This window comes from Candidatus Thioglobus sp. (assembly GCF_028599055.1).
GTDB lineage: Bacteria > Pseudomonadota > Gammaproteobacteria > PS1 > Pseudothioglobaceae > Thioglobus_A.
The window spans coordinates 1-10,538 of sequence record NZ_JAQRMS010000042.1; the positions used below are offsets into that span (position 1 = coordinate 1).

Genomic DNA, 10,538 nt, shown 5'->3' on the forward strand with positions numbered 1-10,538 from the left:
CCAAGGTTACATCACCCAACAAGGTGAGTTAATTAAACCAAAAAATTTATTCTATCATCAGTCAGAGAGTGTAGAGAGTGTAGAGAGTGTAGAGAGTGTAGAGAGTGTAGAGAGTGTAGAGAGTGTAGAGAGTGTAGAAAATTTCATTGAACTTCGCTCTGCTGATAAGACTGAAAATGCCAAATCTTTATATGCAGATTATCAAGCCTACCAAACACAATTAGAAGCATTTACAATTAATACATTCACCCGCAGCAACATTGATACTTTGCATCTTGAGCCCAATATTACAGTTGTCTTAGGTTACGATCAACAACCGCAACGACTGCAAAAATTTGTCGACATTTATGCTCAGCTCAGAAAAAAAATTCCACTACGAAAGCTGAACAAGGCGACTTATGATATGCGTTATCCCAAAGGATTTACGCTGAAATACTAGTCTTTATGGGTTTGTATTAATTGATAGCACAACGCTAAATTAATCACACTCCAATAAAACACAATTACTTTAACACTCCACTCAAACACTTCAGGCAAGCCAATTGAACTAAACAAAACACTACTGATCATGCCGATTAATGCCGGAATAATAGCTTGTAGTAAAAATAGATTAGCCTGAGTTACAAAGTTGAGCTGCCATTTATATTTTGAAGGCTCCCCAATGGCAATATTAATAAAGTTAAGTGTCACAGGAATGATTAAAAAATAAATAATTAGTTGTAAAAAACCAATGCCCGTTAACATAACCGGCACTGTTGCGGCAAAACCAACCGCCAAAGTTAGTCCAACAAAACGCGCAATCTGAGACAGGTTGACAACCGGTGTTTTAATCGAAACGCTTTGAGGGCCTAAAATAACCAAGCGATAGATGTTAATTGACACATTAACATAACCGTATAAAAACAATACTAGATACAACATTAAGTTGTCAGGCAGTGTGACAATAGTTATATCACCACCCTGGAATGCCACCTCCATTAGTTCAAACATTTGTGGCAAGATTAACAAAAAAGGCAGTGAGACGGCCACTGGCAGAATAGAAATTTCGATAATTTTTTTCCAATGCGTTAACGCAAAAGCAAAACTGGCAACAATAATTTTATTAATAGGAAGAATGTTCATAAAGGTTATTTTAGTTTAGTATTAATTACATTAACCATAATGGTTAATTTTTGCCCGGGCTGTAGGGGCTTGTCACCTAATTGATTCCAAGATTTAAGCTGTGGTACGCTCACATTAAATTTGTTAGCAATGACTGACAAATTATCACCATTTTTGACTCGATAAATCACTTTTCGATCAATATTTAAACCCTGCTGAACCATTGAAGACAAATCTTTAACAGGTGTAGCTTTTGCCTGCCATATGGTTAAACGTTTACCCACTGACAACGTCTTTACATCTTTCAAATGATTCCATTTAATTAAATTTTTAACACTAACCTTGTGCTTATTAGCAATACCCCACAAACTATCGCCCGATTTAACCTGGTAAATCACTTGGCGGGCAGAGCGCTTACTCAAGCGATTTTTTTCACGCTCAGACTCAGATAAGGTGTAATCTGTTGTTTGTTGTTGGGCAATTGGCACGATCAAATGCTCGCCCACTTTAATCAAATGGTTATCTAACTGATTCACACTGGTAATTTGCTCAATCGTGGTTCTGTATTGTTGAGCAATTTGACTTAAACTATCCCCCTGTTTAACTTGGTGACGAACCCACTTAAGTCGCTCCATAGTTGGATTATCTTCTAGCGATTTTTTAAACAAATTCATGTTGTTAATTGGTAGTAGTAACGTGTAAGGGTCACGACTTGGTGTTGCCCAGCGCTTCAATCCGGGGTTTAATGTGTAGAGTTGTTCCAATTCCAATTCAGCCCATTGTGCAATGAGTGCCAAATCAAATTGAGAGGTTAGCTTTACAGAGGATAGTGCGGACTGATTAACAACCGGAGTAATAGTTTGTGCGTATTTCTCTGGATGTTTGATCAGCTCGGTTACTGCTAATAATCTAGGCACATAGCCGCGTGTCTCTTTAGGTAAATCTAAATGCCAAAAATCCGTTGGTTTGCCTTGTGCTTTGTTGGCACGTATCGCTTTTTGTACACGACCCGGGCCTGAGTTATAAGCAGCAATCGCAAGCAACATATCACCCTTGAACAGCTTTTTTAAATTTTTAAGATATTTAACCGCTGCCTTAGTAGAAGCCAATACATCACGTCTGGCGTCATACCACCAACTATCTCTTAAGCCATATAACTTTCCGGTTGATGGAATGAATTGCCATAAGCCTGACGCAGTGCCGTGTGAATAAGAAAAAGGATAATAGGCAGATTCAACAATTGGCAAAAGTGCGATCTCCAATGGCAATCCTGCACGCTCAACCTCTTGGGTCACTAAATATAGATACGGCTGTGCGCGTTTAGTAATGCGCGTTAAATAATCTGGATGTTTTTTAAACCAATCAATATGCCAATATAAATGCTTGTCATCAGGTGCTTTTAGATTTGAGCGATTAACAATATAGCGCCAAAGATCTTGCTCAACCTTAGTAGTAACTACTTTCTCGTTAATACTATCGGGTTTGGCAACAGATAACACCTCTTTAGCGCCACTTTGAGCACTACACGCACCCAATAACAACACAGATGCATATAAACAATATCTAACGATTGCTAGGATAAATGTCCGCCCGAGCATTGAGGTGAAGCGGGTGCGCCCTGCTTTTTTTGCCATTCATCTGGTGTATAAGTGTGCATAGCCAACGCATGAATATGCGTCAACTCCTCTTTAAATAATTGATTAATCAAGCGGTGTCTTGCAATTAAGGCAAGATCATTAAACTGATCACTCACCACAATCAATTTAAAGTGTGATTCAGCCGCTGGGCCTGCGTGATTACAAGACTCATTAAGCACTTCTAAATAACTGGGCGAGAATGCTGTTTGCAATTGCCCGGTTAAATGTTGCTGCATATCGCTCATGACTGACCTGCCTGATAAGCAAAATCAAAGCTATCATTATAAAAATTATTTTCAAACATGCCTTTTTTAACAAAGGTATTAGCTGCTGAACGCACCATCTCTGGCGGACCACAAGCATATACTTCATAATTAGTCAGCGTTTCAAAATCTGCCAGCACAGCTTCGTGTACATAACCTGTGCGACCTTGCCACTGCTCATCCGCTTGGGACAATACGGGAATAAAATTAATGTAGTCATATTCCTTAGCCCAGGTTTGAGGCAAGTCAGTATACAAATCTTGCTCAGTTCGAGCGCCCCAATAAATATCAATTTTTCTTTGAGTGTTTGACTCAATAGCATGCTCAACCATCGCCTTAACTGGACCAAATCCCGTACCACCAGCCACCATAATCATTGGCTTTTCACTGGTTTCTCTTAAATAAAAACTACCCTTAGGGCCTTCAATTTTTAATAAAGATTTTTCTTGCAATTCATTAAAAACAAAATTGGTAAATTTACCGCCTGAGATTAAACGCACGTGCAATTCAATTAATCCAGTATTATGCGGTGCATTGGCAATTGAAAAAGCGCGCGGTTCAAAATCAGGATGGATTAAATCAATGTATTGCCCTGCCAAATATTGCAGCGCTTCATTACCTGGAATCTTTAAAACCACCTTGGCAACATCATGATTCAAACGCTCAATTTTATCCACCTTACAAGGTAGCGTTCTCACCTCAATATCAGCAACACTTTCCAACTCTGTTAATACAATAGAAAGATCGCTTTTGGCGCTACACTTACAAGGTAGAATCATACGATCAGCAACCTCCTGCTCACTCAAACCTGGCGGCACGCCGTTTTCATAATCCACTTCACCTTCAATTAACGTTGCCTTACATTTGCCACAAAAGCCATTTCGACACCCATAAGGGAAGCCAATACCATTGCTCATTGCACCATCAAGAATAATTTCATTTTTTTCAACTTGAAAGCTACTACCAGTGGCCTGATTTTCTACTGTAAACATGTATTTATTGTCAAATAATTTTAATGCTGACATTATAATCTAGGTAGTTATTATAAATGCTTACTAATACAAGGATCTTTGTGCCCCATCCGCCTGCTAATACCGCCCTATTTTTAATGGGTCCTACCGCCTCTGGAAAAACCGATTTAGCTATCAAAATTAGTCAATACATTAAGGCGAGATTGATTAGCGTTGATTCTGCTTTGATTTACCAAGGTATGGACATTGGAACCGCTAAGCCAGATAAACAAACACTTGCCAAACACTCTCATTATTTAGTTGACATTTGCAAGCCCAGTGAGTCGTATTCGGCGCAAGATTTTGTTAACGATGCTACAGCGCAAATCAATTTAGCTTTTGCCAACAACGAACTACCAATTCTAGTGGGTGGTACCTCATTTTATTTTAATGCACTAGAACACGGTCTGTCAGATTTGCCAGAATCTACCAATGAGTCTCGACTTAAATTTAACCAACTACTTAAGGAAAAAGGTAGTGAAGCATTGCACAAAGAGTTGGCAGAAATTGACCCTATTGCCGCAAAAAGAATCCATCCTAACGACTCTCAACGAATTACTCGTGCGCTGGAAGTGTTTGATATCAGCGGGCAAACACTCACAAAATTACAAGGGCAAAAACAAGGTGGGCTTAATTGTAAAATTCAAAAAATTATTCTCATGCCTGATCGGCCCTTACTCCATCAGCGTATTGAAACTCGCTTCTATCAAATGATGGAACAAGGCTTTATTGACGAGGTTAAAGCCTTAAAACAAGATACAAGTCTGCATGAAGACTTACCTTCGATTCGCTGTGTCGGCTACCGTCAAGCCTGGCAGTTTTTAAACGGAGAAATAGACGAAGCTGAAATGATTGAACGTGCCATCATTGCCACTCGCCAATTATGTAAACGCCAGAGTACCTGGCTAAAAAGCGAAACCCAAGGGTTAAGATTAACGCAAGGTGATGTTGAAAAATCGCTAAATTTTATTAACAGTCATTAAGTACAGTCTGCTTGAATACCTGGCCACGATGCTCAAAGTTATTAAACATATCAAAGCTCGCACAACCCGGTGACAACAATACAACACCGTTGTTAATCATGTCTTTGGCTAGATTGACCGCTTCCAACATAGAGTCAGCAAGTATTACTTGAGCTTGGCTTATACCACGCTCAAAATCAGCAGCACTTTGACCGATCAACACAACACCTGCAATATCTTGATCGATGAGTTTAAACAAATCGTTATAATCTTCATCTTTCGCTATACCACCGGCAATTAAGACGATATTTTCATGTTTGGTAATTAATGCTTTAAGCGCTGTTACAGTTGATAAGGCATTAGTAGATTTTGAATCATTATAAAAATCAATTCCTTGTTGATGAACAACCCATTCCAATCTATGCTCTAAACCTTTAAAGGTTTTTATACATTGTGTCATTGCTGACATATCAAGCCCGATTTGATCGCCTAAAGTCAATGCCGCTAAAATATTAGCCACATTATGCTCGCCAATTAACTGCATCTCATCAACACCCATCAGCACGTCATCACCTTTTAAGAAATAACAACTACCGTGACAAGTAACGGTGCCAAAATCCTGATTAGACTTAGGCATATCCATGCCAAAATGCGTGGCCGAGGCTTTTTTAGGTATTAATGGTTCATCAAGATTAATGACTAAATGTTGGCAATATTGATACAAGCTTAATTTAGAAGCTGTGTAATCCTCAAAACTATCATAGCGATCCAGATGATCAGGTGAAATGTTAAGCACCACGCCAGTAAACAATGTCAGATGCTTGGTGTAATCTAATTGATAGCTAGACAATTCTAAAACATATAACTCAATATTGTCATCCAAACAATCCAATGCTGGCTTGCCAATATTCCCCCCAATGGCAGTATTTTTACCACTAGCCAATGCCATTTCACCTAAAAGTTGGGTAACCGTTGACTTACCATTAGTGCCAGTAATACCCACGACTGGCGCATTAACATAACGTGAAAACAGCTCAATATCGCTAATTACTGGGATGTTTTTTTCTCTGGCCCAGACAACAATAGGTTGCGTTTGTGCAATGCCAGGAGAGATAAACACCTCATCAATACCTTCTAATATCGATTGATCCCAAGCACCTAAGCTAATATCACTATTTGGAAATTCAGCTGAAAATTCAACAAACATCGATGGCTGCTGACGAGAATCAGCTACCTTAAAAGCAATCTTTTGCTTTGCTAAAAAGCGAGCAATGGAAAACCCTGTTATTCCTATGCCTAATACCAGTTTCATGCTATTGAATTATTTTCAGTATAAAATAGGGCTATTTTACACGCTTAATTCACAGGAACTAATTATGAATACTTTTTCAACGACCACTACTATCAGTAACGCTCAAGTTAAAAACAAGGTACTGTCAGACACCATGAGACTACTCTCTTACACATTGGTATTTGGCGGCTTGGCTTCATGGTTCTCTATTGCCATGGGCGCTGGATTTGGCTCAGCCATGGTCAGCTCAATTGCCGCAATTGCGGTTATCTGGTTTGTATTACCAAAAACCCAAAATAGTAACAAAGGCATCATAACCGCTTTTGGTATTGCCGGCTTGTTAGGCTATTCAATCGGCCCAATGCTGTCACATTACTTAGCCCTGCCAAATGGTGCTGATTTAGTGGTTCAAGCCTTAACTGGTACAGGTATCGCATTTTTTGCCATTAGTTTTTACGCTCAAAATAGCAAAAAGGATTTTAGCTTTTTAAATGGCATGATCTTTTTTGCCATGATTGGCATTATTGCTTTATCACTCATCAACTTCTTTTTTATTGAGTCGTCAGCCTTTAGTTTACTGATGTCATTTGCTGTGGTAATGATTATGGGTGCGTTCATGTTGAGTCAAATGTCTGCTATTATCAATGGCGGCGAAACTAACTACATTTCCGCTACCGTTGGCTTGTACTTAGCGCTACACAACATGTTTACCAGCCTACTACATTTATTAGGTGCATTTTCTAGCGACGACTAAACCACAGCCAATAACCCGCCATGATCGATAAGCAAGGCTATCGAGCCAATGTTGGCATTGTCATTACTAATGACAAACAACAAGTGTTACTAGCCAAACGTCACAACCAAGACTCTTGGCAATTGCCTCAGGGTGGTATTGATCAAGGTGAAAATGATCTTGAGGCACTTTTTCGTGAGCTTAATGAAGAAATTGGCCTCACAAGAAGTGATGTCAATGTCATTGCCAAAACGCCAAAATGGCTACGCTATGACTTGCCAGATTATCATATTAGACGCTCTCAAAAACCTATTTGCGTTGGTCAAAAGCAAGTATGGTTTCTGCTTCGTCTTACTTCAAGTGAAGACAATATTAAACTAGATACTCATTCTGATATCGAATTCGATGACTGGGCCTGGGTTGATTATTGGAATCCTATTGAAGAGGTGATTGACTTTAAAAAGCCCATCTATGAAGATATGTTAAAAGCGCTAGCGCCTGTTTTATTTAACAACCAACACAAAATCCCTGCACATTATTCACGCCCATTAAAATGCAGCGCCATTGTTTTAAATAAAGCAAAATAAACCGCTAGAACGGTATTAACTAGCCGCCTTCAATTGGTATAATTCGAGCCTATTAAGCATTTTTAAAAGGATTAACTAACGTGAATATAGGAATTTTAGGCTTGGGTACGGTTGGCGGCGGCGTTGTCAATGTTTTACGAAAAAATGAACGTGAGATTTTTGCTCGTACTGGCGAACAAATCAACATCACCCATGGCGCTGTAAAAAACCTTGCCGAGCCAAGAATTTGTGATGATGGTGACATTAACATCACTGAAGATGCTTTTGAAATTGTTAACAACCCAGATGTTGATGTTATTCTAGAATTAATCGGTGGTACAACCATTGCTAAAGACTTAGTGGCAACCGCCATTAATAACAATAAACACGTTATTACTGCCAATAAAGCACTCATTGCCACACATGGTAATGAGCTACTAACCTTGGCTAAAGAAAAGAATGTACATCTATTATTTGAAGCAGCTGTCGCTGGCGGCATTCCGGTTTTAAAATCTCTTGAACAAGGTCTAAGTGCTAACAAAATTGAGCTAGTTGCTGGCATTATTAACGGTACAGGAAACTTCATTCTGACTGAAATGCGCGACAAAGGCAGAGACTTTTCTGACGTATTAAAAGAGGCTCAAGAGTTAGGTTATGCAGAAGCCGACCCAACCTTTGATGTTGAAGGTATTGATGCTGCACATAAACTGGCTATTTTGGCTTCCATTGCTTACGGTTGCAACTTGCAAATGGATAAAGTTTCAACCGAAGGTATTAGTGAAATTAGTGGTGAGGATGTTGCATTTGCCACGGAATTTAATTATTCAATCAAACATTTGGGTATTGCTAAAAAAGTAAACGGAGAATTGCAAATGCGTGTTCACCCTACTTTAATTCCAAAAACACAATTATTAGCTAATGTTGATGGCGTCATGAACGCGGTTGTTATCAAAGGCAATGCAGTAGGACCAACGCTTTACTATGGTGCTGGTGCAGGTGATGAAGCAACTGCCAGCGCGGTGATTGCTGATTTAGTTGACGTAATTAAAGATACAGTTAGTCATGATGTTTTAGGCTGGAAAAACCTAGTTGAAATACCAAACTGCGATGCGCAAAATATTGAAAGTGTTTTTTACCTGCGCCTATTGGCAACGGATAAGCCGGGTGTTTTGGCCGATATTACCGCCACATTAGCCAAGCACAACATTAGCGTAGAGTCGGTTATTCAAAAACAAATTGATCAGCAAAATAATGCGCACATTGCCATTATTACCAACAATGTTAAAACAGCCGATTTAAATACGGCAATAACAGAAATTCAAACACATGAAGCTATCCAAGAGGATGTTAAAATGATTCATGTGGAAAACCTTGACTAAGTAAGGAGAAAATACAAATGAGATATACTGGCCTAATTAATCACTACCGCGACAGACTTCCCGTTGATGATTCAACCAAATTAATCAGCTTGGGCGAAGGCAATACGCCACTCATTCGATTGGAAAATATTCCAGCGCTACTTAATAAAAATGTCGATATTTACATTAAGTATGAAGGCCTAAACCCTACTGGATCATTTAAAGATCGCGGCATGACAATGGCAGTAACCAAAGCTGTTGAATCTGGTTCTAAAGCAATTATTTGTGCCTCAACTGGTAACACTTCTGCTGCAGCGGCAGCTTACGCTGCTAGAGCAGGCATTAAGGCCTTTGTGCTTATTCCTGAAGGCAAGATTGCGCTTGGAAAATTGGCACAAGCCATGATCCATGGCGCAGTTATCATTCAAATTAAAGGTAACTTTGACGATGGCATGCGCTTGGTTAAAGAAGTGGCCGATCACGCGCCAGTTTCTATCGTAAATTCCATTAACCCTTTCCGCCTACAAGGTCAAAAAACCGCCGCATTTGAAATTGTTGAAGAGTTAGGGGATGCGCCTGATTATCACTGTCTGCCGGTTGGTAATGCAGGCAATATTTCAGCTCACTGGATGGGCTATAAGGAATACTTTGATGACAACAAGGCAGGTAAAAAACCTAAAATGGTTGGTTATCAAGCAGCTGGCGCTGCGCCATTCGTTAAGGGTGCTATGGTTGATAACCCAGATACGATCGCCACAGCGATTCGCATTGGCCACCCTCAAAGCTGGGATTTGGCTCACAAGGTTGAAACAGAATCTAACGGTTGGTTTGATGCGTTATCAGACGAAGAAATACTTGCTGCCCAGAAACTACTGACTGAACAAGAAGGTATTTTCTGTGAGCCTGCATCTGCCACCTCACTAGCTGGTGCTATGCGTGACATCAACAATGGCAAAATTGCTGAAGGCTCAACCGTTGTTTGTACACTAACTGGCCACGGTCTAAAAGATCCAGATACAGCAATTTCTCAGTGCACAGATCAAATGATCAATATCAATCCTGTTATGAGTGAAGTTAGAGATGCAATTCTAAACAATATGTGATTTTTGGTATATAATCTATTTTTAAATCCAAATAATGGAATATAAATATGATTTATCTTAAATTAAAAATTGACAATTTTTATATGTTTAAGGAAACTCAATTTGATTTTACTTATCCTAAAAAAACAACAAACTCTACAATAAAAGGTGAATTTTTAACAGAGTTTCCAAAAATAAATTATAAAAAAGTTTGCATTTTAATGGGTGCAAACGCATCAGGCAAAACATCACTTGGGAAGGTTATGTGCTCTATCAATAATTATTTATGGGGTAGAAGTGTTGAAGGGATCCCAGAAACGATGTGCAATAAAGATGAAAATGCCAGCATTAAAATGATTTATGTTACGCCTGAAACCAAAGAAATCCACAAACTAATCGTCGTGTTTAACAAAGATGGTTTAATTAAAGAATCTCATCAGGTTCAGCCATTAAAAAAAACCTACAATCTGGAAAAAACACTGGAAACTTTAGAAAATTCAGTACCTCAATTTATCTACAATCAAGAAAAAAATCA

Annotated in this window: 11 protein-coding genes and 1 pseudogene; 7 read left to right on the forward strand and 5 right to left on the reverse strand. The window is 39.0% G+C overall.

Going from position 1 to position 10,538, the window contains the following annotated elements:
* Nucleotides 1-439, forward strand: a 439-nt coding sequence (locus PSN35_RS04125) for a cell division protein FtsQ/DivIB (protein WP_300029863.1), incomplete at its 5' end; no start/stop codon positions are given.
* Here PSN35_RS04125 and PSN35_RS04130 read toward each other — a convergent pair.
* The 4 genes from PSN35_RS04130 to PSN35_RS04145 are packed head-to-tail and all read right to left on the reverse strand — an operon-like array spanning nucleotide 436 to nucleotide 4,026.
* On the reverse strand, nucleotides 436-1,122 hold the full coding sequence (locus PSN35_RS04130; protein WP_300029866.1) for a hypothetical protein: 687 nt from the start codon (nucleotides 1,120-1,122) through the stop codon (nucleotides 436-438). The genes PSN35_RS04125 and PSN35_RS04130 overlap by 4 nt on opposite strands.
* A 5-nt stretch (nucleotides 1,123-1,127) precedes the next feature.
* Nucleotides 1,128-2,735, reverse strand: coding sequence for a LysM peptidoglycan-binding domain-containing protein (locus PSN35_RS04135; RefSeq protein ID WP_300029869.1), 1,608 nt, complete (start codon nucleotides 2,733-2,735; stop codon nucleotides 1,128-1,130).
* Nucleotides 2,675-2,983 (reverse strand): BolA family transcriptional regulator, encoded by a 309-nt coding sequence (locus tag PSN35_RS04140; protein ID WP_300029873.1) that lies wholly within the window; start codon nucleotides 2,981-2,983, stop codon nucleotides 2,675-2,677. Before PSN35_RS04140 ends, PSN35_RS04135 begins: the two co-directional genes overlap by 61 nt.
* Complete coding sequence (locus PSN35_RS04145; protein ID WP_300029876.1) at nucleotides 2,980-4,026, reverse strand: CDP-6-deoxy-delta-3,4-glucoseen reductase; 1,047 nt, start codon at nucleotides 4,024-4,026, stop codon at nucleotides 2,980-2,982. Before PSN35_RS04145 ends, PSN35_RS04140 begins: the two co-directional genes overlap by 4 nt.
* A 23-nt stretch (nucleotides 4,027-4,049) precedes the next feature.
* Between PSN35_RS04145 and miaA the strand changes: the two genes are divergently transcribed.
* Entirely contained in the window at nucleotides 4,050-4,994 is a 945-nt protein-coding gene (gene miaA, locus PSN35_RS04150) for a tRNA (adenosine(37)-N6)-dimethylallyltransferase MiaA (protein ID WP_300029879.1), read from the forward strand.
* Here miaA and murD read toward each other — a convergent pair.
* A complete protein-coding gene (murD, locus tag PSN35_RS04155) occupies nucleotides 4,981-6,285 on the reverse strand; it encodes a UDP-N-acetylmuramoyl-L-alanine--D-glutamate ligase (protein ID WP_300029882.1) in 1,305 nt (434 codons plus the stop codon). The genes miaA and murD overlap by 14 nt on opposite strands.
* Before the next feature lie 64 nt (nucleotides 6,286-6,349).
* Here murD and PSN35_RS04160 point away from each other — a divergent pair, with 64 nt between their 5' ends.
* From PSN35_RS04160 to PSN35_RS04180, 5 genes and pseudogenes are all read left to right on the forward strand, one after another.
* On the forward strand, nucleotides 6,350-7,018 hold the full coding sequence (locus tag PSN35_RS04160; RefSeq protein ID WP_300029885.1) for a Bax inhibitor-1 family protein: 669 nt from the start codon (nucleotides 6,350-6,352) through the stop codon (nucleotides 7,016-7,018).
* A gap of 20 nt (nucleotides 7,019-7,038) precedes the next feature.
* Nucleotides 7,039-7,584 (forward strand): RNA pyrophosphohydrolase, encoded by a 546-nt coding sequence (locus PSN35_RS04165; RefSeq protein WP_300029888.1) that lies wholly within the window; start codon nucleotides 7,039-7,041, stop codon nucleotides 7,582-7,584.
* 80 nt (nucleotides 7,585-7,664) lie between these two features.
* Nucleotides 7,665-8,942, forward strand: coding sequence for a homoserine dehydrogenase (locus PSN35_RS04170; protein ID WP_300029891.1), 1,278 nt, complete (start codon nucleotides 7,665-7,667; stop codon nucleotides 8,940-8,942).
* Nucleotides 8,943-8,959: 17 nt separating this feature from the next.
* Nucleotides 8,960-10,024 (forward strand): threonine synthase, encoded by a 1,065-nt coding sequence (gene thrC / locus PSN35_RS04175; RefSeq protein WP_300029894.1) that lies wholly within the window; start codon nucleotides 8,960-8,962, stop codon nucleotides 10,022-10,024.
* Nucleotides 10,025-10,071: 47 nt separating this feature from the next.
* Nucleotides 10,072-10,538: pseudogene (locus PSN35_RS04180) on the forward strand (hypothetical protein); the annotation flags it as partial.

Excerpts from the sequence above, each read along its gene's own strand:
- PSN35_RS04130 (WP_300029866.1), bottom strand. The coding sequence starts at position 1,122 with ATGAACATTCTTCCTATTAATAAAATTATTGTTGCCAGTTTTGCTTTT.
- PSN35_RS04135 (WP_300029869.1), bottom strand. The coding sequence starts at position 2,735 with ATGGCAAAAAAAGCAGGGCGCACCCGCTTCACCTCAATGCTCGGGCGG.
- PSN35_RS04140 (WP_300029873.1), bottom strand. The coding sequence starts at position 2,983 with ATGAGCGATATGCAGCAACATTTAACCGGGCAATTGCAAACAGCATTC.
- PSN35_RS04145 (WP_300029876.1), bottom strand. The coding sequence starts at position 4,026 with ATGTCAGCATTAAAATTATTTGACAATAAATACATGTTTACAGTAGAA.
- miaA (WP_300029879.1), top strand. The coding sequence starts at position 4,050 with ATGCTTACTAATACAAGGATCTTTGTGCCCCATCCGCCTGCTAATACC.
- murD (WP_300029882.1), bottom strand. The coding sequence starts at position 6,285 with ATGAAACTGGTATTAGGCATAGGAATAACAGGGTTTTCCATTGCTCGC.
- PSN35_RS04160 (WP_300029885.1), top strand. The coding sequence starts at position 6,350 with ATGAATACTTTTTCAACGACCACTACTATCAGTAACGCTCAAGTTAAA.
- PSN35_RS04165 (WP_300029888.1), top strand. The coding sequence starts at position 7,039 with ATGATCGATAAGCAAGGCTATCGAGCCAATGTTGGCATTGTCATTACT.
- thrC (WP_300029894.1), top strand. The coding sequence starts at position 8,960 with ATGAGATATACTGGCCTAATTAATCACTACCGCGACAGACTTCCCGTT.